The organism is Krasilnikovia cinnamomea (genome assembly GCF_004217545.1).
GTDB lineage: Bacteria > Actinomycetota > Actinomycetes > Mycobacteriales > Micromonosporaceae > Actinoplanes > Actinoplanes cinnamomeus.
In genome coordinates, this window is sequence record NZ_SHKY01000001.1 from 6,119,127 (window position 1) to 6,144,927 (window position 25,801).

The 25,801-nt window shown below is 71.5% G+C and carries 19 protein-coding genes; 11 read left to right on the plus strand and 8 right to left on the minus strand.

Annotated features, from left to right (window positions below; all coding sequences use genetic code 11):
• Window positions 1-14 precede the first annotated feature (14 nt).
• A complete protein-coding gene (locus EV385_RS27570) occupies window positions 15-4,955 on the minus strand; it encodes a diguanylate cyclase domain-containing protein (protein WP_207229979.1) in 4,941 nt (1,646 codons plus the stop codon).
• 674 nt (window positions 4,956-5,629) lie between these two features.
• Between EV385_RS27570 and EV385_RS27575 the strand changes: the two genes are divergently transcribed.
• The 5 genes from EV385_RS27575 to EV385_RS35820 all read left to right on the plus strand — a co-directional run bounded on the left by EV385_RS27575 (window position 5,630) and on the right by EV385_RS35820 (window position 10,399).
• Window positions 5,630-6,814 carry a cytochrome P450 gene (locus tag EV385_RS27575; RefSeq protein WP_242625107.1) on the plus strand — a complete coding sequence of 395 codons (1,185 nt, stop codon included), beginning with the start codon at window positions 5,630-5,632 and terminating at the stop codon, window positions 6,812-6,814.
• 391 nt (window positions 6,815-7,205) lie between these two features.
• Window positions 7,206-7,892, plus strand: a complete 687-nt coding sequence (locus EV385_RS27580) for a hypothetical protein (protein ID WP_130512089.1) — start codon at window positions 7,206-7,208, stop codon at window positions 7,890-7,892.
• Between the two features lie 430 nt (window positions 7,893-8,322).
• The gene (locus EV385_RS27590) at window positions 8,323-9,267 is read left to right on the plus strand and encodes an LLM class flavin-dependent oxidoreductase (protein ID WP_130512090.1); all 945 of its coding nucleotides are present in this window, start codon (window positions 8,323-8,325) and stop codon (window positions 9,265-9,267) included.
• Window positions 9,268-9,429: 162 nt separating this feature from the next.
• Window positions 9,430-10,188: a PilZ domain-containing protein gene (locus EV385_RS27595; protein WP_130512091.1), complete on the plus strand. Its 759-nt coding sequence runs from the start codon at window positions 9,430-9,432 to the stop codon at window positions 10,186-10,188.
• 82 nt (window positions 10,189-10,270) lie between these two features.
• Window positions 10,271-10,399 carry a hypothetical protein gene (locus EV385_RS35820; protein ID WP_278045012.1) on the plus strand — a complete coding sequence of 43 codons (129 nt, stop codon included), beginning with the start codon at window positions 10,271-10,273 and terminating at the stop codon, window positions 10,397-10,399.
• Between the two features lie 46 nt (window positions 10,400-10,445).
• On the opposite strand, the gene EV385_RS27600 is transcribed toward EV385_RS35820, so the two are convergent.
• From EV385_RS27600 to EV385_RS27610, 3 genes are all read right to left on the minus strand, one after another.
• On the minus strand, window positions 10,446-10,844 hold the full coding sequence (locus EV385_RS27600; RefSeq protein WP_130512092.1) for a response regulator: 399 nt from the start codon (window positions 10,842-10,844) through the stop codon (window positions 10,446-10,448).
• Window positions 10,845-11,279: 435 nt separating this feature from the next.
• Entirely contained in the window at window positions 11,280-12,050 is a 771-nt protein-coding gene (locus tag EV385_RS27605) for a helix-turn-helix transcriptional regulator (RefSeq protein WP_130512093.1), read from the minus strand.
• Window positions 12,051-12,052: 2 nt separating this feature from the next.
• The gene (locus EV385_RS27610; RefSeq protein ID WP_130512094.1) at window positions 12,053-12,439 is read right to left on the minus strand and encodes a VOC family protein; all 387 of its coding nucleotides are present in this window, start codon (window positions 12,437-12,439) and stop codon (window positions 12,053-12,055) included.
• 421 nt (window positions 12,440-12,860) lie between these two features.
• On the opposite strand from EV385_RS27610, the gene EV385_RS27615 reads away from it, so the two are divergent.
• From EV385_RS27615 to EV385_RS27630, 4 genes are all read left to right on the plus strand, one after another.
• On the plus strand, window positions 12,861-13,130 hold the full coding sequence (locus EV385_RS27615) for a hypothetical protein (protein WP_130512095.1): 270 nt from the start codon (window positions 12,861-12,863) through the stop codon (window positions 13,128-13,130).
• Window positions 13,131-13,281: 151 nt separating this feature from the next.
• Entirely contained in the window at window positions 13,282-14,280 is a 999-nt protein-coding gene (locus EV385_RS27620; protein ID WP_130512096.1) for a serine/threonine-protein kinase, read from the plus strand.
• 214 nt (window positions 14,281-14,494) lie between these two features.
• Window positions 14,495-15,142, plus strand: a complete 648-nt coding sequence (locus tag EV385_RS27625; protein WP_130512097.1) for a hypothetical protein — start codon at window positions 14,495-14,497, stop codon at window positions 15,140-15,142.
• A gap of 11 nt (window positions 15,143-15,153) precedes the next feature.
• Window positions 15,154-16,026, plus strand: coding sequence for a hypothetical protein (locus tag EV385_RS27630; RefSeq protein WP_130512098.1), 873 nt, complete (start codon window positions 15,154-15,156; stop codon window positions 16,024-16,026).
• A 469-nt stretch (window positions 16,027-16,495) separates the two neighbouring features.
• On the opposite strand, the gene EV385_RS27635 is transcribed toward EV385_RS27630, so the two are convergent.
• Complete coding sequence (locus EV385_RS27635) at window positions 16,496-17,524, minus strand: tetratricopeptide repeat protein (RefSeq protein WP_130512099.1); 1,029 nt, start codon at window positions 17,522-17,524, stop codon at window positions 16,496-16,498.
• A gap of 230 nt (window positions 17,525-17,754) precedes the next feature.
• Window positions 17,755-18,261: a MarR family winged helix-turn-helix transcriptional regulator gene (locus EV385_RS27640; RefSeq protein WP_130513602.1), complete on the minus strand. Its 507-nt coding sequence runs from the start codon at window positions 18,259-18,261 to the stop codon at window positions 17,755-17,757.
• Between the two features lie 133 nt (window positions 18,262-18,394).
• Here EV385_RS27640 and EV385_RS27645 point away from each other — a divergent pair, with 133 nt between their 5' ends.
• Complete coding sequence (locus EV385_RS27645; protein WP_130512100.1) at window positions 18,395-20,524, plus strand: MMPL family transporter; 2,130 nt, start codon at window positions 18,395-18,397, stop codon at window positions 20,522-20,524.
• A gap of 116 nt (window positions 20,525-20,640) precedes the next feature.
• Here EV385_RS27645 and EV385_RS27650 read toward each other — a convergent pair whose 3' ends face one another.
• Entirely contained in the window at window positions 20,641-21,564 is a 924-nt protein-coding gene (locus tag EV385_RS27650; RefSeq protein ID WP_130512101.1) for a hypothetical protein, read from the minus strand.
• An 89-nt stretch (window positions 21,565-21,653) separates the two neighbouring features.
• On the minus strand, window positions 21,654-24,893 hold the full coding sequence (locus EV385_RS27655) for an ATP-binding protein (protein WP_130512102.1): 3,240 nt from the start codon (window positions 24,891-24,893) through the stop codon (window positions 21,654-21,656).
• Window positions 24,894-25,202: 309 nt separating this feature from the next.
• Between EV385_RS27655 and EV385_RS27660 the strand changes: the two genes are divergently transcribed.
• On the plus strand, window positions 25,203-25,703 hold the full coding sequence (locus EV385_RS27660; RefSeq protein WP_130512103.1) for a DUF3224 domain-containing protein: 501 nt from the start codon (window positions 25,203-25,205) through the stop codon (window positions 25,701-25,703).
• Window positions 25,704-25,801: the final 98 nt, after the last annotated feature.

Genomic DNA, 25,801 nt, shown 5'->3' on the forward strand with positions numbered 1-25,801 from the left:
TTCGACCCGCTTGATCAGGCGCCCCGGTGCGCAGTCGGGGTCGCCACACGCAGCTGGTTGCGGCCCGCTTCCTTCGCGCAGTAGAGCGCCGCGTCCGCTGCCTCGACGAGGTCGTGCGCGGATCCACCGGTCGCCGGTACGTGCGTGGCGACGCCGATGCTGAGTGTGACGACCTGGGCTTCGGTGCGCTCATGTGGCAGCGCGAGTGCCTCTACGGCGGCGCGGGCCCGTTCGGCGACGGCGGTGGCCCGGTCGTGGTCAGCGCCGGTGAAGACGATGGCGAACTCCTCGCCGCCGTACCGGCAGACGATGTCGGTGCCCTGGCGGACGGTGCCTGCGAGCTCGGCGGCGACCCGGCGCAGACATTCGTCGCCCCCCTGGTGGCCGTAGGAGTCGTTGTACCACTTGAAGTGATCGATGTCGATCATGGCGAGCGTGACGGCCGTGCCGGTCTCGCGCGCTTGCGTCCAGGTGGCTTCGAGGGCGTCGTCGAAGCGGCGGCGGTTGGCCAGCCCGGTCAGCGCGTCAGTCAGGCTGAGCGCGGCGAGTTGCTCGTTGGCGGCCTGCAGGGCGCTGGTGCGCTCGGCGACCTTGGTCTCCAGGCGCCGGTAGAGCTGAGCGTTGTCGAGGGAGACGGCGAGCTGTCCGGCGAGCAGCGTGACGGCGCCGAGCCGGTCGGTGGTGAAGGCGTCGACGCTGAGCCGGTTTTCCAGCACCAGCGCCGCCCGCAGTGCACCTTGCTGCAGCACGGGGACAACGAGCAGTGAACCGCGTGGCGCGTCCGTCAGGTACGGGTCGCTGGCGAACCGGTCGTCGCCGGCGGTGTCGGCGACCAGGAGCGGTTCGCGGGTGCGTTCGACGTAGTGCAGTGCCCGTACCGGCACGAGCCGTTCGGTTCCTGGCGTGGAGACGGGCACCGGGGCGTCGCCGGGCCGATCCGGGTTGGGCAGCATCCAGCGGCCCGCCTCGGTGTCGAACAGGGCGAGCCGGATGGTGGTGGCCCCGGCGAGGGCGCCCACCTGCTCCACGACGCGGGCCTGCAGCCGGTCGAGGTCGGTTTCCGAGCTGAGCGCCTGCGACGCGCGCAGGACCGCCAGCAGGTCGATGTCGTCGCCCCGGACGCTGGTGCTGAGCGCCTGCCGCGCCGGTGCCGCGTCCGAGGTGGGCAGGTCGGGGTGGGCGCGGTCGAGTTGATGGACCTTGCCCGCGGCGCCCCAGCTGCGGTAGTGCTCGCGCGCCTCGGCGAGCAGGCCGCGGCCGGTGCGTGGCAACCCGTGCCCCAGGTGGAACAGGCCGGCCCGCTCGGCGATCAGCGCCCTGTGCCACGGGCGCTGACGCGGCTCGACGTCGCCCAGGGCGGCGTCGAACGCGGTGGCCGCGGCGCGGAAGTCGTCGACCGCCCAGGCCCGTTCGGCCTCGACCAGGCGCAGCAGGTGACGGAAGTTCTCGGGCGCGTCGTTGGCGCGTTCGGCCAAGAAGTCCCGGCAGCCGTCGAGGGCCGCCAGCAGCGCGGGCCGCGCGTCGGGCTCGGCGCCGCGCAGCTGCCGGGCCAGCGCCAGCGCCTGCAGCAGTTGCGTCAGAGCGTACGTATAGCAGGCCCGCAGCATCGGGGCCAGACGTGCGGCCTGATCGGTGTAGCGGGCCACGTCGCTGTCGTCGAAGATGATCGCCGACAGCGCCCGGTACATGAAGTAGTGCAGCGCGACCCGCTTGTTGACTTCCAGGTGCCGCAGCTCGTCGAAGGTGTCGTCGCTGAAACCGCCCGGGGTGCTGGTCCTACCGCGCATGGCAAGCGCGAACTGCCGGTAGATGATCTGGATGGCGGAGGCGTTGTCGTTGCCGGTGCGGGCGGCGAAGGCCAGGGCCGCGTCCACCTCGGCGTCGAGGTCGTCGAGCGTAGGTCCGGTGTCGACCAGCGCGAACAGCGACGGCCAGTAGGCCATGCAGACCGAATGCAGGTCACCGCCGCGCAGCAGGCCCTCGCGCGCCAGGCGGGCCTGGCGCACCTCGTCCTCGAGCGGCTGGAACCAGTGCAGGGTACCGACGGCGTTGATGTACCGGGCCTGAGCGGTTTCGGTCTCGTAGCCACGCGCGACGCCTACGGCCAGGGCGTGCTGGACGAGGCGTTCGCCGACACCGTGCTCCCCGCCGATCTGGATGGTGGCGAATCCGGCACTGGCGATGGTGGGCACGAGCGCGGCGCAGGCGCCGTGCTCCGTCCACAGGCGGTGCGCCCCGGTGACCACCCACGCCAGGGCCACCGGATCGGCAGCGAACAACGCCACCGGGGCGAGCCGCTGCAGCACGCGTGCCGCTGCGAGGGCCCGCGGGTCGGTCGGCTCCGGACGGGCCAGGTCCTCGGTCACCGAGGCGGTCTCGATCCACCGGTACATCGCGTCCAAGCGGCGTCGCGCCTCGGCCCCGGCATCGTCGCCCGGAGGGGCGTAGCCGATCCGGTTCAGTAGGGCGAAGCCGAGACTGACCGCGTCGGCATGCCGGTACCGGTTACTCAGGCTCGAAATCTGGTTACAGGCCGCGTCCACCAGCGCGAGCGGGTCAGGCGCGCGGTGCTCCAGCGAACCGTACGCCTCATCTGCCTCGTCGAGGCGGCCGAGGCTGTAGAGGGCGCCGTGCCGCTGGGTCTCCCACGCGATCGCCAGGGGGTCATCGTCGGCCGCGTCGAGGGTCGCCCAGAGTCCGAGCGCCGCGCTGAGGTACTGCTCGGCGGTCGAGTGGTTGCTGATCAACCGCGCCGCCGCGGCGGCCTCGCCGCACAGCGCCGCCGCCGTGCGCCGCTCCGCCGGTTCGACGTCGCGCAGCAGCGGCCCGGCCGCGAGGTACTGCTCGGCGGCCTCGCCGCGGAAGGCACGGTCCACGGCCAGGCGCCAGGCGATCGCGAGGTGGGTGGCGGGCCGGGCCGTCGGGTCCAGGTCGTGGCGGGCCGCCTCCTGTACCCGGTCGTGCCGGAAACGCACCGTGGGCATGCCACCGTCGTCGTCCAGGACCAGCAGCGCGTCGTCCAGCGCGGCGGTCAGGCGCTCGCGAGTGGTCTCCGGACGGTGTCCGCTGGCGCGGGCGAGCAGGTCGAGCCGCACCGAGCCGCCGAGGCAGGCCATGACCCGCAGCAGCTCGCGCTCGGATTCGGCCAGCCGGCCGATGCGCTCGGTGAGCAGGTCGACGACGTTGCCCGAACCGATGTGGCGGCGGATCGCCGAGGAGTCCCAGCGCCAGCCCGATTCGCCCAGTTCCAGTGTGCCGTCGCCGCGCAGCGCGTTGATCAGCTCGACGGTGTCGAACGGGTTCCCACCGGTCCGCTCGCGTAGCACGCCGGCGAGCTCGGCCGCGGGTTCGGCGGGCAGGCGCAGCATCTGCCCGACCAGAGTGCCCAGATCGCCCGCGCCGAGGTTGTCCAGGTGCAGTCGTACGGGCGCCACTCCCAGTCGCTGCCATCGGTCGAACAACGCGGTGAGCGGGTGCGCCGCGTCGACCTCGCGGTCCCGGTACGCGCCGACCAACAGCAGCCCGCGAAGGTGGCTGTCGGTCTGCACGGCGTCGACGATGCCGAGCGCGGACGGGCTCGCCCACTGCAGGTCGTCGAGGACGAGGACGAGCGGGCGCTGCGGCGACGCGATCGCGCGCAGCAGGTCGAGTGCCGCCTGCCGCAGTCGCGCCTGCAGCTCCATCGGGTCGTCTATGCCGATCTCGTGGTCGCCGAGCAGCGTGGCGAGCTCCGGCGAGGCCGCGGCGATCAGGCCGGCGTTGGGGCCGAGCGCCGCGAGAATCCGCGTCCGGTGCTGTGCCAGCTCGTCCTCCGGCTCGGCCAGCAGCAGCCGGCCGATGCCGTGCAGTGCCTGAACGGCCACCCCGGAGGCGGCGTCGTGGCGGTACTGGTCTGCCTTGCCGGTGACGAACCAGCCTCCAGCGGCGGTGACCATGGGGCGCAGCTGGGAGATCAGGGCGGACTTGCCCGCCCCGGGGGCGCCGGTGACGAGCAGTCCCGTGGGGCGCCCGTGAACCGCCTGCTCGAACGCGGACCGCAGCGCGGCGCTCTCGGTGTCGCGCCCGACCACCGTCGAGGGCGGCGACAACCGGCTCGGGAAGTCCCGTTCACCGAGCCGCAGCGACGCCTGCGGCGCGGCGACCACCCGGGTCAGGTCGTGGACCAGCCCTTCGGCGCTCTGATAACGCCGGGCCGGTTCCTTCTCCAGCAGCCGGGCCACGATGTCGGACAGGCCCCGGGATACACCCGGTACGAGCTCAGCCAGCGGCCGCGGGGTTCGGGTGAGGATGTCCCGCACCAACTGCAACGGGTCGCCGTCGCCGAACGGGGGGTGCCCGGCAGCCAGCTCGTACAGGGTTGCGCCGAGTCCGTACAGGTCGGCCCGGGAGTCGACGGGCAGCCCGGTACGCCCGGTCTGTTCCGGCGCCAGGTACGGCAGCCGGCCGAGGATCTCGGTGTGGTGGGTGAACGCGGGGCGGACCTCGGCGAACGTGGTGGCCAGATCGAAGTCGATCAGGACGGGCCGGCCGTCGCGGCGCAGCAGGATGTTGGCCGGGTTGATGTCGCGGTGCACGACCGCGGCCCGGTGCACCGGGCCGAGGATGCGCGCGAGCGCCAGCGCGAACGCCGGCAGGCCGGCGATGTCCGGACGCTCGGACGGCGGCAGCTCCGCCAGCGCCCGCCCGGAGACGTCGACGAGGGTCAGCCCGTGCCGGTCCGCGTGCGCGTGGTCGCCCGCGAGCTGGCTGACGGCGTCGACGCCGGCCAGCCGGACCAGGATCGCGTGTTCGTGGCTGGCCCGCGCCACCGCGTTCGCCCCGAGCATCTCCTTGCGGACGACCGTGCCGCCATCCGCCGTCCGCACCCGCCTGACCCGGGTCAGGTCACTGTCGTGCAGCAAGCCGGATAGGTGCAGGTCGGTAGGAGACGACCCGGTCGGCGTTGCCACGGACATGACGTTTCGCTCCCATCACCGGCTCTCCGAAACGACTTGCCGGTGCCACGCCGGAGTACGCGGTCCAGGGATTCCGGTCGGTCGGGGCCGGGCAAACCTGAGAGGTCCATGCCGGTCGTCCGGGAAATCGTCTGACGGATGGACTCTCTCCACCCGGCATCGCTCGGTACTGGCCTGCGCAGCGGCGATCCGACCGCTCGGTGACCGTGACCGGGGTCAGTGCCGAGGGCCGGTTCCGCCCTAGCGAGTTGCTGCCTCATGGCCCACAAGCCGAGCGGACCACGTCGGGCCCGCGCCGGGCATCTGTTGATGCCCGCGCGAAACCGTGGTCCAGCCTTGCACCAGGTGCGCTGCCGGTATCTTCACCCTGGTAACACTGCGCTCGGAGGGCACGGACGTCTCGCCACTTGAGCGCGCGGAGGGTGCGGTGGCCGTGGCGCTGACTCGGCGTGATGATTGGATCCGGCGGGCGCCGCTCGGTCTCAGCCCAGGCTCGGCGCCGTGCCACGCGGCCGATGATGGTGGTGAGCGAGACGAACGGGTGGGCGCGAGACGGCGGTTCGGACATCAGGTTCCGCCTTCGGCGGATGTGGGGCCGGGCCAAGCGGTGGTTGGGGGCGCGTGCGTTCAGGGCCGGCGCGAACCTGTCTGACCTGTCACGGCTGCCGGATTCCATGCTGTGGCCCTTGCGCCGCGACGGCCTGGATCCGGTCGTGGAGTTGTCACGACACCGGGAGCAGGAGCGGGTCGCCCCGTTGCCGCTGCCGTTCGGCGTGCGGGCTTGGCTGGTGACCGGCTACGACGAGGTCAAGGCGGTCCTCGGCCACGTCGAGGGGTTCAGCAACGACTTCGCCAACCTCGCCGGTACCACCGGGATCGGTACCCGCCACAATCCTGGCGGACTGGGCTTCGCCGACCCGCCGGCGCACACTCGGCTGCGCCGCATGCTCGCTCCGGAGTTCACGATGCGGCGGCTGCGTCGCCTCGCGCCGCGCATCCAGAGCATTGTCGAGGAGGTACTCGACGCGATCGAGCCCGGCGACGCACCGGTAGATCTGTGGCCCACGTTTGCTCTGCCGATACCGTCATTGACGATTTGCGAGCTGCTTGGGGTGCCGTACGGTGAACGCGAGAATTTCCAGCGGCTGGCCGCCGCTCGTTTCGACCTGACCGGTGCCGCCGGCGGCTCACTAAACGCGATGAGCGAATCGCTGTGCTACCTGAGTGACCTGGTCGCCCGGCAGCGCCTCGCTCCCGGCGACGGGCTACTCGGCATGCTGATCCGCGAGCACGGCGACGCCGTCGACGACCGGGAACTCACTGGGCTGGCCGATGGCGTACTCACCGGGGGGCTGGAGACGACTGCGAGCATGCTCGCGCTCGGCGCGCTGGTCATCGCCCGCGAGCCGCAGCTGAAACGCCTGCTCGTGGGCACCCACCCCGACACCCAGAGCGGACAGGCGACGGCGCAGTTCGTCGAGGAACTGCTGCGCTATCTCAGCGTGGTGCAGGTCGCGTTCCCCCGGTGCGCCCTGCGCGACTTCCAGGTCGGCGACGTGCGCATCGCCGCCGGTGACCTCGTGGCGTGCTCGCTGAGCGCCGCCAACCGCGCCGGCGTCTTCGGCGCCGACCCAGATGTTCTCGACCCGTCCCGACCGGCCCACCCACACCTGGCCTTCGGCCATGGCGCCCACCGCTGTATCGGCGCTGAGCTGGCCCGCATGGAGTTGCACGCGGCCTACCCGGCGTTGGTCCGTCGCTTCCCACGCTTACGCCTGGCGGTCGACCCCACACAGTTGGCGTTTCGCGACGCCTCCATCGTGTTCGGGTTGCAGGCCCTGCCCGTGCTGGTCACCTGACTGCCGCTGCAATTGCCGCCGTGAACTCTGTCGCGTGCGGTCGCGCCTTCTGGGTTCGGCCGTACGGCCCTCCGCGTCGTTGGTGACACCGCACGCTCCGATGCGCCCGGACGGCTTGACGCAGCACGTTCACCGGTCACGGCAGCCGTAGGCTGCGGCCGATCTCGAGGATGCCCAACCGCAGCCGGGTACTTGCCGCCGATGGCCGTCGCGGCATCCTCGGCATGTGGGCCGGTGATGGCGATCAAGGCGCCCAGTGCGAATGCAGAGGGTGACTTGAGGTTCGGTTGACTGGCCGATGGCATCGTTTCCCGTGCGAACGAAAAGCGGGACAACGGCCCGGCGCGAGCCCCGGGCGGCGCTTCCCTCGTGACATTCAGTGGAGGTTCCAGTGCCGCACCAGATCCCCGCCCGCCCAGACGGGTGGCAGCCGCGCAGCAGCGCCGTCGATACCATCGTGGGGCACTACCGTGCCGCGGTGGCCGCGGAAGGCAAACCCGATGGCAGCGGCGAACTCGCGGCACTTCTGCTACTCGCCGTAGTGGTGGGTGGGGGGCTGTGGATCTACACCGGGTCCGTCGTCCTTGCCACCGTCGTCCCACTCGTCCTCGCTGGCGGGGGCGCGCTTGTCGTGCTCGGATCGCAGCGGCCCACCTCCTTGCCGGCGGACGTGGACGTGTTCGCATCGCGGGGCGGTGCGGGGACGTTACCGGCCGGATATCTGGTCAGCCCCGGGGTGTGGGATCTGGGGATGCGGCAGCGGACCGCGTCGGTCGCCGGCACGCACCTGCAAGCGGCGGCGCAGCTGTGCCGGGAGTACCCCGGATCTGTCAATGGCCTGCTGGAGTTCGTCGCCCGGATCGACGCGGTAACCGACAGCCGCGGCGCTGAAGGACAACCACGAGTCGAGCAGCTCGTGCGGGCCGGTGCGGCCGCGCTGGCGGGTGACGGGCCGGCACCGGCCCGGCCGGCACGGGCCCGGCCAGTGTCGCCCGGGCCGCAGCCGCCGATCTTCCATCAACAGTCCCGCATGCCGGGCACCACCACGCAGATGCATGTCAGCGTCGGCCGCCGCTGAACGCACGCCCGTCTGAGACCGGCCCGCACCGCGCGAGCCGGCCCCGTCGGGTCCCGCCCAGGTGAAGCGGGCCGCCTCCCGCGCCCGGCCTGGGTGCCCGGACGCTGCCCACCCCGGGTAGGTGCGCCATCGGCAGAGACGGCGTCGAGACGGCTGGACGACCGGGGCCGGGTCGGGTTCGACGCCCATCACCACGAGGTCGTCGTCCCGGTCGAGACAACGCCGAAAGCGTTCGCCTGACCCAACCGCGCGCTTCGGGCGAGCGTATCCTCGACGGGGTTGAATCCGCCGGCTTCGAACCCGTCGAGGTGCTTCACTCACCGCTGACCACCCATGTCCGCGTCAGCTAACCCGCAGGCGTTCCGCCAAATCCCGCGGTCGCGTCCCGCGCGATCGACGGCGTTCGCGAGCCCCACCGTAGGATTTCCCCATGTCGAGCATCGGCGTGATGCTGCCCCGTGACCTGCCTGCCGAGCAGGTACTGACTTTCGCCCGGCGAGCCGAACAACTCGGCTTCGACCAGCTGTGGGTTGTCGAGGACCTCGGCTTCCGCGGCGGCGTGGCCCAAGCCGGCGCCGTGCTCGCGGCCACGGCACACATCACGGTCGGGATCGGGATCATGCCCGCCGGGGCACGCAACGCCGCGTTCGCCGCGATGGAACTCGCCACCCTCGCCCAGCTGTTCCCCTGCCGGCTGATCGCCGGGATCGGACACGGCATGCCGGACTGGATGCGCCAGGCAGGTGCCTGGCCGGCCAGCCCTCTCACCCTGCTACGCGAATACACCATCGCCGTACGTACACTGCTGCGCGGCGAACCCGGACCCGCCGCCGGCCGGTACGTGGACGTCGAGAATGTCGTGATCGGCGAGACACCCGCCGTGGCGCCGCCGGTCGTGCTCGGTGTCCGCGGCCCGAAATCAATCACTGTCGCCGGGCAGGTCTCCGACGGGCTGCTGCTGGCCGAACCCGCCACACCGTCCTACGTCGCGGCCTCGATCGCGCGCCTCGCTTCTGCTTCGCCACAGGTCATCACCTACGACGCCGCCGTCATCGCCGACGACGGACGAACCGCCCGCGACCTCGTACGCCCGGCCCTGGCCTGGATCGGCGAACCCGACTGGGCCCCGCACCTAGCGACTCTGCCCTTCGCCACCGACCTCGCAGCCCACCGCGCCGCGTCGGTGGCCCCGGAGGAATTCGCCGCCACCATGCCCGACGACTGGGTACGCGAACTGTCCCTGGCCGGAACGCCCGACGACGTACGCACCGGCATCGCCGCCCGGCACGCCGCCGGCGCCACCAGCGTCGTGCTCGTGCCCACCGAACCCGACCGCCTCAAAGCACTGACAAACCTGGCCAAGGTGCTGAGATAGACGGCGGCTTACCCAACCCGGGGAAGATCAAACCCTCCATCAAACCCGGAGCTTGACAATTTTGGGGTGATAGGGGGCTACGGCTGTCGTTCGGTGTTGCGTCACGGTTCGCCGTGGCGTGCTCCGCTCGCGAGAGGTCCCGCCCGGCTCTACGCTGATCGGGTGGACGCTTGGGTGGAACGGATCGGTTCGACGATCACCGTCAACGGCGTTTCCGCCCTCCTGAGCGCGGCGGATCCGACGACCGGCACCCTGGACGTCGAAGTCAAAGATGATCTTGGGGTCGGTCCGTTTGATGTGGTACAGCTGATCCACGCGCCGCCGGTAAGCCGATGGTGGGCGGCCGTACGGATGGTCGGCGGTGGACGGGTCCAACTGGGCCGCCCTACGCAGGATGAGACCGACCGGCGCCAGTACCCGCGACGGGAGCTGGAACTTCCGGTGACGGTGTGGTGGCCCGACACCTCGGTGGAGAGCGTCGGTCGCACCCTCGACGTGTCGGTCGGCGGCTTTGCCGCTGTGCTCGACCACGCGCCACCAGAGGGTGCCGAGGTGGCGGTGCGGATAGACGGCTCCTATCAGCCGCTGCTGGCTGTCGCCCGGTGTATCACCGTGCGGGACGGGCAGGCCCACTTCGCCTACACCGACATCGGGGCGCAGGAGTCGGAGCTGGCCCGGAGCCTGGTTCTCACTCGCCCCGCCCGCGTCTGGGACGGCGCCAGCACCGACGCGGTTCTGTGGTCCAGCGTCGGCGCTCAGCCGGTCACCGCCAAGCCGACCCGGGTAGCCTGCGTGGTGTCCGGCGCCCAGCAGTGCCCAGCCCGCAAGGAACACGTGGTCCTGAAGATCAACGACGCGCTGCTTCGGGCCAGGGTGGTCTCGGTCGCCGGTGGGGTGGCCCGACTCGCCTGGCTGGACTGACCCCGACCCCGGCCAGCCGGTCGAACTTCTGGGCCCGGAAGTGGGCATTTCTCGTGCCCTGTCGTAGTGGTCCCGTAGCCGGATGACCTTGCAGGCCAAGGGCTGGAGCCCTGATCATCTAGTACACCCGTTCTATTCTGCTGTGGTGGTCGATCCGTTGGAGCACTGGTTCAATCACCGCTACGGCATGGCCGCCGCGACATTTACCTGATCCCTACCGCTACCGGATCGGCGACGGCAGAGTTGCAGCCGCAGCTCTAGGGGCACCGCATTGGAGGCACCCCATCGTCGTGCCCAGCGGTTAGCGCCTTGTCAAGGCAGGCGACGAGCTCCCGCGGGAGGAAGGGCTTGGTCAGGATCGCGGTGGCTCGCGCGTCGACAGCGCGGCGATCACCTGGCAGGAGGCTCCCGCTGACGAGGATCACGGGCAGGGCGGCGGTGTTCGCGTCGGTGCGGATGGCCTGACTGAGTTCGACGCCGGACATCCGTGGCAGGTCGAGGTCGCTGATGACTGCGTCGGGGTGGCGTTCCCGGACGGCCTGTAGTGCGACTGCTCCGTCTGGGGCCTCGATCACCTCGTGGCCCGCCCGATGCAGCATCCGGACAACCAGGGATCGGATGTCATCCTCGTCCTCAGCAACGACAACAAGCGCCATGTGGTCTCCTCCTTCAAGCTGCCGGAGGGTCCAGCGGGCCACGGGTAACCCCGCCTATTGCCCACCACTGCTCCGTTCAACCCTCATCGTGGTCTCCACGACCACCAGCTCCCTCAGAGCGTGCGACCTCGTGTTAGCTGTGCCGCTTCACGGATAATGTCCGGTGGTGACATCGGTGATCGTGGCAGAGGAGGATCTCGACCATCAGCGGCTGATGACCGAGGTGGTGGCGTGCGGGAGCTGGCCGAGGTGGTCGAGACGAACCTTGCCCCACAGACCGCAGGCCCTGCGCTGGTGCCGGCTCAGGAAAGCCCTGCCGGTGCGGATTCCGGGGTGACTCCCGACGGTGGTGCCCCCGCACCAGCGACACAGCACAGCAGATGGCTTCCGGCCGGACGGAGCGGCCGTCAGAACCCCGGGAAGGTCGACGGCCCGTCATCCGCCAGCGGTCTTGTCGTACGTGCCTGCCGCTCGTTCTTGTTGCTCGGTCTGGTCGCTCCTTCTCATCGCTCGGTTCTGTCGCTCGGCCTCGTCGCGTGCCATCGCGGCCAGTACCGTCGCCAGGCTCTGCGCCGAGTCGGCGGGAAAGGTCGCGCCGACCTCCATGGCCGCAATGCGGTCGACCCGAAACATCCGCGGGTCTTGCCGCAGTTCGCACCAGGCCACGAGCGTCCAGGCCTGTCCCCAGAAGGTAAGCCCGAGCGGACGAACGTCGCGGCGGGTCAGGACCCCGGCGCGGTCCTCGTAGTCGAGGGTCAGTGTGTGGCGGGCGGCGATCGCGGCGTCGAGCGTGTCGAGGCGAGCACGGTCGGCGTCGGCGGTCCGTACCGAGAACGCGTGGATGGGCACCGCTTCAGCCCGTCGGCGCTCGGCTTCAGGAAGCACGGCGCTGATCTTCACCAGCGCCTCCTCGGACGCTCGCGCCATCGCTGTTCCGCCGAATGCCCGGATGAGGCGCGCGCCGGCTACCAGCGCGACAATTTCATCGCGGGCGAACATCAGCGGCGGAAGCTCGAAGCCGGCCCGCATGAGGTAGCCGATGCCGGCTTCGCCGGTGATCGGAACGCCGGATCGGATCAGGTCGGCGATGTCGCGATAGATCGTGCGCTCGGACACCGTAAGACGCTCGGCCAGCTGCCGGGCGGTGACGAGCCGACCGCCCCGCAAGTGCTGGACGATCTGAAAGAGGCGGTCGGCTCGTCGCATGATCAGGCAGCCCACTCCCACAGGCCGATGGAGTTGCCGTCGAGGTCCGTGGCGTACTGGACGCGCCCGGCCGGAACGTCGTGCACCGGCCCGATGACAGTTCCTCCGGCCTGGGCGCAGCGTTGCGCAGCCTCCTCGACGGTCCCGACGATGGCGAGGTGGACGGTTGGCCCGCTCCCGTCGCTGGCCGGACGGCCGGGATACAGGTGACCGGTCACACTGGACACGGGGTTCTTCGCGGGGAACAGGGCCATCGGGTTCTGGCCGACTTTGGACTCGGTCGAAATGAGCGGCCAGCCCATCACGGCCTCGTAGAAGGCCGTGGACTTGGCCAGGTCCGAGACGGGGATCTCGGCCCAGACGACGGCGTGCTCGGGAACGATGGTCATGTGCATCTCCAATGCGTAGCGGAACACCACCATGCCCGACGGCCGTCGACGACTTCCACCGCGCTCCTGACAGCATTCTGTCAGGAGCGTTCCAGAGCGCGGACCGGTAGATGTTGCTCGGGTGATGGATCTTGCCGGCAAGGGTGTACTCCTGGGTGCGTGCCGAGCGATTCCGACGGCAGAAGAGATCTCTGCGGGTCGATGGTGATGTTGCCGCGCGAAGTCGGATTGCAGTGACTTGCCGCATGAGGGCGTCGGGCACCGTCACCCATCCCTGCATCAAGCAGGCGGGCTCGGCGCACTGGCGGCCGTTGCCACTCCGCGTTCGGCTATCGCAGCTTTGCCGAAAACGTGGCGAGTTTGACGGCGCCGCAGGCATGGGTATCGGGATTGGGGCTGGCGCCGTCGTGATTGGAGTCCCATGCTGGAACCGCAGGTCACTCTGGACCCGGCAGCACTGAACCCGGTCGAGGAGAAGCTCCGCGTGCCGCTCGAGGACCAGCTGACGTCGGCCCTGCGGGCCGCGACTGACGAGGTCACCGCGGAGTACGCCGGCGAGCCGGTGGACGCGGTGACCGCGATGCTGCTGGAGCGGACCCGTGCCGCGCTGCACCCCGACATTGCGGCGGGCTTCGAGCCCAACCTCGACGAACTTCGGCAGGTTGCCGAGGAGATCGTCCGCGCCGCCTGAGGCGAGTAGCGCTTAGCGCGAAAGACCACGGCCACGGCGCACTGTTCATAGATCTGCTAGTACCCCGCAGGCCGTTCACCGCGTTTGTGCTTCTGGCTGTGAGGGTACCGGGTCCTGCGACCATGAACCGGGGGTGACAGGGGAGCGGCAGATGCGGACGCTGGGCGGGCGGTATCGGCTCGAACGGCGCATCGGCGTTGGTGGCATGTCCGAGGTGTGGCGCGGGCATGACCGGGTGCTCGACCGGCCGGTGGCCGTCAAGATCATTGCACCGGCGGCCGCGGGTACCCTCGGCGAGGCCCGTGGGGCCGAATTTGTCCGCACCGAGGCCCGGTCCGCCGCGCGTCTCGTGCACCCCAACGTCGCCGGGGTGCACGACTTCGGCACCTCGCAGGCGTCGGATCGCGAAGTGCCCTACATCGTGATGGAGCTTGTCGAAGGGCAGACGCTGGCTGAGCATCTCGGCGCCGGGCTGTTCGACTGGCGCATCGCGGTCCGCATCTGTGCCGAGGTCGCCGCGGCCCTCGCTGCGGCCCACGCGGAGCACGTCGTGCACCGCGACATCAAGCCCGCGAACATCATGCTCACCCCGGCGGGGGCGAAGGTGCTCGACTTCGGCATCGCGGCCACGGTCGGCAGCCACGACCCGACTCCCGACGGCCCAGTAATGGGCACCCCGGCCTACGTCGCCCCCGAACGCTTCTCGGGACTGGCTGCGACCCCAGCGTCCGACATGTACTCACTCGGTGTGCTGCTGTACCACTGCCTCTCGGGGCGGCTGCCCTGGACGGCGGCGAGCCACACCGAACTGATAGACGCACAGAGGCGGCTCGACCCCGAACCGCTGCCGCACATCGACGGGCTCGCCCCCGAGGTTCTCGACCTCTGCTCGCGCTGCCTGCACCGGAACCCGGCCGAGCGGCCCACCGCGCTGGTCGCGGCGCTGCTGCTGGCCGAGGCCGTTGACGCCCGGGTATACGTCCCACTGGTCGACGCAGGTGCGAGAACGCCCCGGCCGTCCGCGGTGCCGCGGTGGGACACGCGCGCAGCCGAGGCGCCGACGAACATCGCCCTGCCCGCGGACCCCGGCTCAGCCTCACCCGGCGGGCGCCACCTCGACGAACGGCAGGGCCGGCACCGCGCTGGTTGACCCAGCCACAGGCAGGGGCGCGCCGCCGCGTCGCGGGCAAGGTGAACAGCAGCAAGTCGGCCGCGGCCCGATCGGCGGCGACGCGCTGGGTGTGTGGTCCGCCGGGCCGGCCTTCGAGTTTTCTGGAACGGCTCCAATGCAGGCGCACCCGGTCGGGAGGATTGACGACCCTGGTTGGGTGGGAATAGCAGCGGGCGAAGAAGGAGGCGCCCCGATGTCCCCCACACTCGTAATCATTCTCGTCGTCGTCGTCGTGCTGCTGGTGATCGCCGCGATCGTGTTCGGCGTACGCGCCAGCCGCCGCAGGAAGTTGCAGGAGACCTTCGGACCCGAGTACGACCGTGTCGTCGGCGACGCGGACAGCCGTACGGCGGGCGAGCGGGAGCTCGAGGAGCGCCGCAAGCGGCACGCCGAGCTCGAGCTCAAGCCGCTGTCGGCGGAGAACAAGGCCCGCTACTCCGTCGCGTGGGAAGAAGTGCAGATCCTGTTCGTGGACGCGCCCGAGCGGGCCGTGACGACGGCCGACGAGCTGGTGACCCGGCTGATCGCCGAGCGCGGCTACCCCACCGGTGACTACGACGAGCAGCTCGCCACCCTTTCCGTCGAGCACGCGCGCACGCTCGAGCACTACCGCGACGCCCACGCGATCAGCGAGCGCAGCCGCAACGGCGACGCGGAGACTGAGGATCTCCGTCAGGCCCTGGTGCACTACCGCGTCCTCTTCGCCGACCTGCTCGGCGAGGACCCGGTGCGGTCCGAGGGCGCGACGGCCCAGGGTACCGAGCCGGCCGTCCCGTCCCAGAAGATCAATGACCATGACAGCGACGTCGCGGTTTCCCGTCCCGACGCCACGAGCCGCTGAGGAGTCCGACGATGCGTTACTTCTCCAACGACGCCGGCGAGTCCACCGACGACGCGGCGCCCGGCGACCGCCCGGAGCGGGTGCAGTCCGAGCCCGTGGCGGTGCCGCGCCAGCCGGCCTCCTCGCCATGGTCCGACGCCCCGGGAGACGAGGCGCGCGACAGCGCCCGCCGGGACCGCCTGGGTCCGGACCGGGAGGACGACCCCGACCGCACCCAGTTCCACGAGCCCGGCCCGCAGCCGACCGCCTTCGGCGCCTCGACGGTGGGGGGCGCGGTCGCCGCCTCCGCGACGGCGAATCCGATCGACGACCGGAGGGACGCCACGGGCCGGGACAGCGACGCCGCCACCGGCGCGGCCGACAGCCGCAGTGTCGCGCCGGGTGAAGGGGCGGCCGAGTCGCGCTCGGAGTCCCACACGACCACCTATCCGTCCGGCACCGCCGGGAGCTCGCACGAGGACCCGGTCGACGTGGCCCTCGACGACCGCGGCACCTTCGAGGACCCGCGGGTCAAGGACGCCGACGACGACCGGCGCCCCGCCCCCGCCCCGGCGCCGGCGCCCGAGGACGGGGGCGGCGCCGAGGAGGCGAACGAGGTGGCCCCCGCGACCGCGCCTGCCGCGCACCAGCCGGACACCCTGTTCGCCGCCGCCGACACGCAGGGCCTGCAGGAACGGTGGCGCGACGTGCAGCTCCGCTTCGTCGACAGCCCGAAGGAGGCCACGGCCGAGGCCGCCGCGCTGGTGGAGGAGGCCGTCGACAAGCTCACCGCTGGCCTGCGGTCGCGCAAGGACAGCCTCGGCGGCGAGAGCGACGACACCGAGGCGCTGCGGGTCCAGCTCCGCGGCTACCGCGACATTCTGAACCGCATCCTCAGCCTCTGACCGGGTGTTCGCCGGCCCCGACGTCGCGGTTCGCGAGCGCGGCCTACTCGGCTATGCCGGCGGGTGGGATGACCAGGCCGAGCAGGTCGAGTTCCTCCACGCGCTGCTCGGGCATCGGTCCGAACTCCTCGGGTGCCGAGGCGGCGAGGGCCGGCCGGGGCCGGTACGTCGATGGTCACCGCGTACGTCATGAAGTTTCTCCTTGATCGGGTTCAGGCGGCAAGGCGGGCGGCGAGGCGCCCGCAGCAGCTGAGGAGCAGCGCGGTCAGTGGGCCGCGGACTTCCGGGCCGTGATGTGCCGCCGCGAACCGACCATGCCACGGATCGCCGCGATGATCTGAGCGGTGGTCAGCTCGGCCGCACGCACCCGAGCGACGTGCTCGTCACGCGCTGTTCCCCGGGCTGATGGACACGCACAGCCAGCCATGCGGCCGACGCAGTCGACCGGCGGGCCGGCCTAAAGGGAGGATCAGTGCAGCGTCGTCCGAGAATGACCGGCCAGGTATCTCCTGAGCCCACACAGGATGACCCGCATGGATTTTCGCTGCGGGGAAGGCAGGCTTTCCCGGGCGGCGATGAAGGCTTCCTGCGCGGCGAGGGCCTCGGCGTGCTCACCCCGGGCGGTGTGCACCTCGACTCTCTCCTGATACACCCGGACCAGGACTTCGTGCAGGCCACGCTCGGTGCACAGCGTATGGGCGGTGTGCAGGCTCCGCAGGGCCCGGTCGGTCGCTCTGAGACCACGTTGTGCGCGGGCCAGGGTCAACAGGTACTCGGCCATCTCGTCGGCGTCGTTCGCCCCGGCGCTCTTGCTGCGGGCGATGCATACCTGCATCGTCTGCTCCGCCTCGGCGTACTCGCCGTTGGCGATCTGGATCGCGCCGATCGTGTCCAGCGCATCCGAGTCGAGGTGGTAGCCGCGCACTACGGCGTGGTCCTGCATCCGCCGGGCGACCTCCGCGGCCTGCGGGAGGTTGCCAGCCCGGTATTCGGAGTAGGCCCAGTTGTTCAGTGCCACGAGGAGCCGTTCCCAGTCATGTAGCTCCCGGGCCAGTTCCTCAACCCGGCGGTAACGCGGCCGCGCCGCGTCCATGTCGCTGTTCTCGGCCAGCGCATCAGCGAGCCTCAGACGGTGCCAGACCTGCATGGGCGCTGTGGCCGTCTCGTCGAGCAGCTCGACCGCCTTCAGCGCGTGCTGCAGGGACCCGGCCCGGTGGCCGGACAGCCGCTCGATACTCGCCTGCACCAGGTGGGCGCGCGCCTGTAGCCGGCGGTCGCCGTGCTTACGGGCCCAAGCGTGGATGGCCTTGATCTGCCGGGTAGCTTCCCGGACGTCACCGGTGCGCCTGAGCATGTCGATCCAGCACAGCCGGGCACGCATGAGCAGGGCCTCGTTGCCCAGAGCGTCAGCCCGCCGTTCGAGTTCCACCGCGGCGGCGTACCCGGCGGCGGCATCCACGGCGACCCGGTCCTCCAGTGCCAGCAGGGCAGCCGACACCTGTTCGACGCCAGCCCCACTGCTGTCCACCCCGTACTGGTTCACCCCCGTCTGATCGGCGGTGAGCCCACGATGGGCGCCCCCTGGTGAGCTACCCCACAGCAACGTAACGGTTGACTACGCAGGGTAGTCATGCTCGCCTCGGCCGGCGGAACACCGCCCGGCCCGCGTGCAGGCCGACGAAGACACGATCGGGAGCGGAACCATCACACGGCTCGCAACGGAGCGGATCAAGCGTCGCCGCGCCGGGGCGTTTCGGCGCGTACGGCGTCGCGGTGCTGCCGCAATGAGGTGCTCATGGCCGCCATGAAGCGGTGGACGGTCTCCAGTTCGTCGTCGGTGAAGTCCGCCATCACCGCGTCGGTCCGCTGCCCGAGCGGCCGGAAGAACTCCATGGCGATGGCGGCGCCCTGTTCCCCGTAGTGCAGCAGAACCTTTCGCCGGTCGGCGGTGTCGCGGTCGCGGCGGATGTGGCCAGCGCGTTCCAGCCGGTCGATCAGTGCCGTCACGGAGCTCGAGGAGAGGCTGAGCTGTTCGCCGAGGCGGCCGGGGGTGATCGGAGCGTTCTGCAGCTCGGCGTCCATGACCGCGATCAGGGCCTGCAGATCGGTCGGCCCCAGTCCGTGCAGGCCGGCGAAGGCGTGGCCGACGTGCTGGGCGTCCGCCGCGTACCGCCGCAGGTCGTTGGTGATCTCGGCGATCAGCTGGTCGCGGCGTGTGTCCCGCCGCCGGTACATGCCGTGCGCTGCCACGTTCCGCCGCTTCTCCTCCCCGCCGGGTTGCAGCATACCTCAACAGCCGATAATCTCGATAGCCGAGATATACCACCGACGAGACTTCCCGCGCGTAAGCATCCCAGGTGAGGCAACGATGTCCCTCTTCACCCACGTCGCCCGCGGCCGGCTGGCCGCCTGGCTCACCGTGGTCGCCGCGATCATCCTCGGCGCCGCCGTCTTCGGACTCCCACAGCCCAGCAACCCCGCCCCCGTGTCATCGACCGGCTTGTCGGCGCAGTGGCAGTCCACCCAGGTGGAGCGGCTGCAAAAGCAGTTGCCGTCACGTGACGTCCAGCCGGCCCTCGTCGTCGCCGAGCGGGCGGACGGTCGGCCGCTCACCCCGGCCGACCGGGAGGCACTGGCCGCGAAGTCCGGAGCCCTGAGCCGGTTCGCGGTCAGCGGTCAGGTGGCACCGCCGCAGCTCTCCCCGGACGGGACGGTCGCCCTGATCGCCGTGCCGCTGTCCACCGCCGGCGGGCAGCAACAGGTCAGCGACACGATCGGCCAGCTGCGCGCGGCGCTGGGCGACACCGCGGCGGGTCTGACCGTCCAGGTCACCGGGGGACCGGCGTTCACCGCGGACCTGAGCAAGGTCTTCGAGGGTGCGGACGTCACACTGCTGGCCGTGACCGCCGGCGTGGTGGCGCTGCTGCTCCTGCTCACCTACCGCAGCCCGTTCCTGTGGATCGTCCCGCTGCTGGTCGTCGCGGCGACCGAGCAGCTGACCCTGCGTGCGGTCGACACGATCGTGCCCGCCCTCGGCATCAACCTTCAGGAGGGAGCAGTCACCGGCATCGCCAGCGTTCTCGTCTTCGGCGCGGCCACCGACTACGCCCTGCTGCTCATCGCCCGCTACCGGGAGGAACTGCGGCGGGTCCCGGACCGCTTCGTCGCAATGCGCGCCGCGCTGCGCCGAACCGCGGAACCCATCCTGGCCAGCGGATTCACCGTGGTTCTCGGCGTCCTCACGCTGTTGCTGTCGGAGCAGGAGAACAACCGGGCGCTCGCAGTCGCATGCGCGACCGGCGTCTTGTTCGCGATGCTGTCGGCCCTGCTGGTCCTCCCGGCCGCACTCCTGATCTTCGGTCGAGGCCTCTTCTGGCCCTTCATCCCCCGCGTAGGCAGCGCAGCCCGAGAGGGGCGGCTGTGGGGCCGGCTCGGTGCGTTCGTCGTCCGCCGGCCGGTGCCCGTCGCAACCCTGGCGACGCTGCTGCTGGCCGGCCTCGCCCTCGGCGGGCTGGGCATCCGCACCGGCCTTTCGGAGACCGAACAGTTCCGCGTCGAGCCGGAGGCGGTCGCCGGGGCGCGGACCCTGGCCAAGGCGTTTCCCGCCGGGACCACGCAGCCGGTAGCCGTGCTCACCAACCCGTCAGCGGCCGGCGCGGTCGCCCGCGCCGCCGCCGCGGTCCCCGGCGTCGCATCGGCGCGGCCCGGCAGCAGCGCCACCGCCGTGGCCCAGGTCGACGTGGTGCTGGAGGCCGAGCCGGGCACGGCCGCGTCCGACCGGGCCGTCGACGCGCTACGCGACGCGGTCGCCGCGGTGCCCGCCTCGGCGCCACCTGCCGTCGACGGCGCGGCTCCGCTGCGCGGGGCGGTGGTGGGTGGCAGCGTCGCCGCCACCTACGACACCGCCGAGGCGAACGAGAAGGACCTGCGACTGATCCTGCCCATCATCCTGTTGTTGGTGGCCGCCGTGCTGGTACTGCTCCTGCGCGGTCTGCTCGCACCGGCGCTGCTCGTGCTCACGGTCATCGCGTCGTTCTTCGCCAGTCTCGGGGCGGCGTGGCTGCTCTTCGACCACGTGCTCGGCTTTCCCGCCCTGGACAGCGGCGTCATCCTGCTCGCGTTCGTGTTCCTCGTCGCGCTCGGCGTCGACTACAACATCTTCCTCGTCACGCGGGCCCGTGAGGACGCCCGCCGTACGGGCACCCGCGACGGGATGCTCTCCGCCCTGCGCGTCACCGGCGGGGTCATCACCAGCGCCGGCGTCCTGCTCGCCGCAGTCTTCGCCGTCCTGGGCGTACTGCCTCTGATCGTGCTGACCCAGATCGGCGTCATCGTCTGCATCGGCGTGCTGCTCGACACGCTTCTCGTGCGGACCGTCCTTGTGCCGGCGCTGGCATTCCTGCTCGGCGACCGATTCTGGTGGCCTAACCGCCTCCGACCGCACGCCCACGCGCAGAATCCGGCAGCACCCGAGCCGGTCCTCTCGCGTCGATCTTGACACCCGGGTAGTGGGAGCGGGCGCGCCGCCTATCCCGCGGGTATCCCGACACAGTGCCGGGCCCGGGGCGGTCACGCGCTGCGTGACCGCCCCGGGCCGGGTTCCTTCTGCCGGAGCTACTGGGCGCAGATCAGGTACAGCGATGCGGTCCACGATCGGCTGGAGCCGTTGCGGTCGTGGCGGGCGTCGATGTCGCCGCCGGTGAGCAGGGACCGGGTATGCGGGACGAGGCGGTCGAGGTAGGCCTGGCCGCCAGCGCCGTCCAGCCCGCCCGCGGCGCTGATCGCCCGGGTACCGGTGGGGCATTCCTTGGTGACGGCCTTGTCGGCGGTGCTGCTCGCACTGATCGCGCGGGGCACGAGTTGCAGGCCGGCCGGTGCGTAGCCGCAGATCGCGGACGCGACGGTGCCCGCGTCGTTGTTGTTGGCCTGCTCCTCCTGGTAGGAGTCGACGGTGACCGAGCGCAGGTCGCTGGAGGGGGTCAGGCTGTCGAGGATCATGCCCGGCGCCTGGTGCTGGAAGTACCAGAACGGGCCGGCCGCGGCACCGCCGACGCTGATCACCTTCTTGCCGGCCGGGCAGGTGACGGCGGTCCGCACGCCCCGCGCCCCGGTGTTGGTGGAGTTGACGGCGGAGGTGTAGGCCAGGCCGAGTTCGGGCCGGTTCGGGCCGCAGACGGCCCAGGAGTAGACGGTCCAGCTGCCGGTGTAGCCGCCGACGGCTTCGTGGGCGCTGGCGAAGAAGTGTGTACGGTCGCCACGGCTGTCGAGCTCGTAGAGGATCACGGCGTGGCCGCCGCCGACGATGTCGCCGCCACCGCCGTAGACGACGGTGCCGGCCGGGCAGGTGGCCACGGCCGTCTTGGAGAAGCCGGAGTCGGTCGTGCTCTGCCCGGGCACGAGGCGCAGGTCGGAGCCGACGGACGCGGATGCCGGGCTGGACAGGGCCAGCTGGCCGGCGGTCAGGGCGGCGGCGCTGGCCAGGGCCAGGCCGATCAGGCGGGGACGGCGGGACGGCTGGGGTGTTCTGGTGTCGTTCACGGTGTTCGTCTCCTCGTGTCACCGGCATGCGCGGGCCGCGCCTGCCTCTCGCAGAACAGGCGTGAGGAAACGGCTCACAGGCGGTGAGGTCACAACTCCCAGCGAAGCGGGGTGGCCGGGCGGTAGGAGCAGGCCCGGCCGGTGGTCACCGACGCGTGCAAGTGGGCGCCGAGCTCAGGATGCGTACGGTCGATGCGGCGCAGCGCGTCGCGGATACGGGCGGTGACCGTGCTGCGGGCCCGCTCGCCGGTGTCCCCGAGGCGCCGGACGCGGCCGCCGAGCCCATATGCCCGGGCCAGTTCGTCGATCAGCGCGGCCCGTTCGGCGGCGTAGCGGTCGAGGCGTCCGGTGTCGTTGTCGTCCTCGGCCTCGGCGATCTGTTCGTCGAGGTCGGCGAGGCGCCTCTTGTACGCGGCGCGGGCCTGCTGGTCGATCACCTCGTCACCGCCGAGCTGCTGCGCGGGCGCGTCCACGCCAGCCAGCAGACGTGATGCGGGAATCTCCTGCCCGGGCACGGCCAGCAACGCGGCCAGGTCGCGCAGGCCCTTGGCGTCACGCAGCTGCACGGTCCGGTCGGCATAGCGCAGTGTCCACACCTCGCCGTCGCGGCGGAACACCGCCGTCGCACCGGGCACTGCCGGCGGCGCGGCCGCGTCGACCGTGGTGTCCCGGTTCAGGGTTCGCACGGTCTCGTCGTGCAGTGCTCGCAGGCCGAGCGCGTCGGCGGCCGTGGCCGCCTCGGCGAGAAGCGTCTGCGCGCGGGCGCGGTCCCCGGGCCCGCCACGGCGCAGCAGGGCGGCGCCGAGGTGGGCGCGGACGCGCGCGGTGAGGGGGCGGGCCGCCAGCCGTTCGGTGAGCGCCAGCGCGTCGTCGAGGTGCCCGATCGCCCGGTCCCACTGCTGTTGAGCGACGGCGGCCTGCCCGAGGTAGAGCGAGACCGGCCCGAGGACGCTGACCACGCCGCCGAGGACCACCATCTGCCGCGCGTAGGGCAGCAGCCGCTCGTAGTAGGCGGCGCAGCGTTCGGCCAGCCCGGTCGCGGCCGCGAGTTCGACGTCGAACGCGGCGCCGGCCAGGGTCTGCTCCCCGGCAGGCGACTGCTCAGTCTGCAGGGGCAGGGCCCGCAGGATTTCCGCAGCGGCCATCCGGTCACCGGTGCCGAGCGCCGCCATCGCGTGCAACAGCGGGGTGAGTTCCGGGCACACGGCCCGGTCGCCCAGCTCGGCCTGGACCTCGGTGGCGCCGGCCCACCCGACCCGGTTCAGGGCGGCCATCAGCCGCTGGCTGGCGTGCACCCCGGCACCGGCCGATTCGCCGATCAGCTCGGCGAACCGGGCTGCCTGCTCGCCGAGGCGCTGGGCGTCGTGGTCGCGTCCGCCCAGCTGGGCCAGGGCGGCCTGCCGGGACAGCACGAGGTAGCGGGGGACGGGCAGGTTCAGCTCGGCGGCGAGGTGCTCCAGTTCCCGGATGGCGGCTAGTGCGCGCGGGTCGGCCAGTTCCACCATGGCCACGAACCGGCAGAAGTAGGCCTGGAACATCAGGTCCGGCACGTTGCCGGCGGCCGCGGCCACCGCCATTTCGTCGGCGATCGCCAGCCGCTGGGGCGCGGTGCCCGGTCCCGAGAACACGTCGTGGCGCGCGTGCAGGCACCACGCCATCGCTGCCTTGTCGCCGCTGGCGTGGGCGGTGGCGCACGCGCGGTAGGCGAGTTCCGTGGCCTGCCGCGGGTCGGGTCGCGGCCCGCCGTGGTGCTCGCGGGCGAGTGCGGCAAGGACCCGGGCGTACAGGGCGAGCGCGGGGTCGCCCGGAGCGGCCGGCAGGGCGGCGGCGGCCTGGTTCAGCAGGCCGACCACCTCCCGGCGGGCAGGGTCGGAGTCGGCCCCGAGGCGGTGCAGGCCGAGCGCGGCGGTCCCGAGCGCCAGCGCGTCCCCGACGCTGGCGGCCTGCCGCGCCGCGTCGGCGAACCCGGTCCAGGCAGCCGTACGTTCACCGGCGCAGAGCAGGGCCTCAGCCGCGTTCAGCCGTACCGGCAAGGGCACGTTCCCGCTCTGTTCGAGCAGGCGCAGTGCCTGCCGCCAGTGGCGTGCCGCTTCCTCGTAGGCCAGCCGCGTGCAGGCGTCCTCGGCCGCGTCGATGGCGAACCGCGCCGCCACCCTCGGATCGATCTCGGGTACGGCGAGGGTGAAATGGTGGGCCAGCTCGCCGGGCGTGACGGCGCCGCCAGCCGCGGACCGCTGCTGCAGCGCGGTCGCGATGGCCTGGTGGGTTCGGGATCGGGCGCCGGCGGGCAAGGCGCCGTACAGCGACTCGCGGAACAGGTCGTGAGTGAACCGGTGCCGGCCCACACCCGCCGGGACGAGTACGCCGGAGCGCACCGCGGCTTCCACCTGGGCGAGGGATTCGGCATACCCGACACCGACCACCGCCGACAGCAGTGCGTCGTCGAACTCGGCGCCGAGGGCCGAGGCGGCCGACAGCTGCTCCATCATGGGCTCGGGCAACCGGGCCAGCCGTCGCAGGATGACGTCGCCGACCAGCGTGGGCAGCCCGCTGCCGGGCAACGATTCGGCCATGGGCGCCGGGCTGTCGGGTGTCAGCGTGAGCTGGGTGATGAAGAACGGGTTGCCTCCGGTACGCCGGTGCACCGCCGTCGCCAGCTCCACGGAGGGAACCTCGCCCAGGGTACGGCGGAGCAGCTCGCCGGTCGCGGCACAGTCCAGCCCGCCCAACGACACCACCTCGGCGTCGGCGGGCAGCGCCGCCATCAGGTCGCCGACCGGGTGGTCGGTGCCGATCTCGGCCTCGCGAAAGGTACCGACGAGCAGGGCCCGCTCGCGCCGCAGCTGCCGCGCGACGAAACCCAGCAGCCGGACCGCGCCCGCGTCGGCCCAGTGCAGATCGTCGAGCACGACAACCAGCGGTGCCCGCGCGGCGGCGCGCCGCAGCTGCTCGGCCACCGCGGTGAACAGCCGGAACCGCATGGCGTCGGCGTCCACACCGGGGGCCGCCGACGGCCCGTCCGGGAACAGGGGCTCCAGGCCGGTGCCGGCGACTCGGTCGTCACCGGCGGCAGCGCGGACGATCTGCTGCCACGGCCAGAAGCCCGACACACCGTCGCCTTCCCAGCACGGCCCCCAAGCCACCGTGGCACCCGTACCGGCCGCATGAGCGCAGACGTACTCGGCAAGCGCACTCTTTCCGACGCCCGGCTCGCCCCCGATCAGCACCAGCCGGCCCCGCCCGGCCGCCGCCTCCTCAAAAACCTGACGGAGTCGAGCGGTGGACGACTCCCGGCCCACGAGATCGGCAGCGGCGACTGGTACCGACACGCCCGCTATTGTCGCCCACGATCCCGCTCGGCCACGACACCCGCATCCGAGGCGACCTCGGCGGAGGGACACCGTACGTGGCTGATCCGGTCGGGGTCCGCCGGTCCGCCTGGTGAGGCGCCCGCGGGAACCCAACGCCAGCTCCCACCGGCCGGACCCCGGCCACACCCGTTGGCAGGCGGCCTTTCCGATCACACCGTAGGTGGTCAAACTGACGTTTATGACCCATAACCTCCCGTTCGTGCGGAGAGACTACGCCTGGATGAGTTCGGCATTCCGATAGTCGCGCCCCGCGAAAGGAAGATCGACATGTCAGCAGCTCGCGGTTTCCGTGTCTGCGTCACGCTGGGGGTGCTGGCCATCGTGCTCGGCCCCGCCACCTCCACTCAGGCGGCGGCCCACTGCACGCCCGTCACCGGCAGCTACGTCGAGCGGCCGGTCACCGGGCCCAGCTGCCCGTCCCCGGTCGGGCTGTGCATCCAGGCGACCTACCGCGGCGGCGTCAGCGGCACGCTCGTGGGCCGCGCCACCTCCATCGTGCCGACCGCGGACACGCCCACGACCACAGTGCAGCTGTTCACCTCCGACTCCACCCTGACCGGCAGGGTCGGTGGACGAACCGGCACCCTGATCATCAAGAACGCGGGCGCTTTCACCTCCGGCGGTGACGGCTCGATCGTGGACCTGCAGACGATCACCGGCGGAACCGGATACCTCGCCGGCGCCACCGGCGCGCTCCGGGCGCAGGGCACCTTCACCTTCCCCGACGGTGGGCGTTCCCGTTACACCGGCAAGGTGTGCTTCCACTAGCAACAACCGGGAGAGGGGTGTAATAGCGCCATGGCGGGCGTGAGAGCGCCCGCCGGGAACCTCACAGTGGCGGCGCCGGTATTGCCGGGCCGCCCTGG

Coding starts and splice junctions, on each gene's coding strand:
- EV385_RS27570 (WP_207229979.1), bottom strand. CDS start 4,955: ATGTCCGTGGCAACGCCGACCGGGTCGTCTCCTACCGACCTGCACCTA.
- EV385_RS27575 (WP_242625107.1), top strand. CDS start 5,630: ATGCTGTGGCCCTTGCGCCGCGACGGCCTGGATCCGGTCGTGGAGTTG.
- EV385_RS27590 (WP_130512090.1), top strand. CDS start 8,323: ATGTCGAGCATCGGCGTGATGCTGCCCCGTGACCTGCCTGCCGAGCAG.
- EV385_RS35820 (WP_278045012.1), top strand. CDS start 10,271: ATGACCTTGCAGGCCAAGGGCTGGAGCCCTGATCATCTAGTACACCCG.
- EV385_RS27600 (WP_130512092.1), bottom strand. CDS start 10,844: ATGGCGCTTGTTGTCGTTGCTGAGGACGAGGATGACATCCGATCCCTG.
- EV385_RS27605 (WP_130512093.1), bottom strand. CDS start 12,050: ATGCGACGAGCCGACCGCCTCTTTCAGATCGTCCAGCACTTGCGGGGC.
- EV385_RS27610 (WP_130512094.1), bottom strand. CDS start 12,439: ATGACCATCGTTCCCGAGCACGCCGTCGTCTGGGCCGAGATCCCCGTC.
- EV385_RS27615 (WP_130512095.1), top strand. CDS start 12,861: ATGCTGGAACCGCAGGTCACTCTGGACCCGGCAGCACTGAACCCGGTC.
- EV385_RS27620 (WP_130512096.1), top strand. CDS start 13,282: ATGCGGACGCTGGGCGGGCGGTATCGGCTCGAACGGCGCATCGGCGTT.
- EV385_RS27625 (WP_130512097.1), top strand. CDS start 14,495: ATGTCCCCCACACTCGTAATCATTCTCGTCGTCGTCGTCGTGCTGCTG.
- EV385_RS27630 (WP_130512098.1), top strand. CDS start 15,154: ATGCGTTACTTCTCCAACGACGCCGGCGAGTCCACCGACGACGCGGCG.
- EV385_RS27640 (WP_130513602.1), bottom strand. CDS start 18,261: ATGTACCGGCGGCGGGACACACGCCGCGACCAGCTGATCGCCGAGATC.
- EV385_RS27645 (WP_130512100.1), top strand. CDS start 18,395: ATGTCCCTCTTCACCCACGTCGCCCGCGGCCGGCTGGCCGCCTGGCTC.
- EV385_RS27660 (WP_130512103.1), top strand. CDS start 25,203: ATGTCAGCAGCTCGCGGTTTCCGTGTCTGCGTCACGCTGGGGGTGCTG.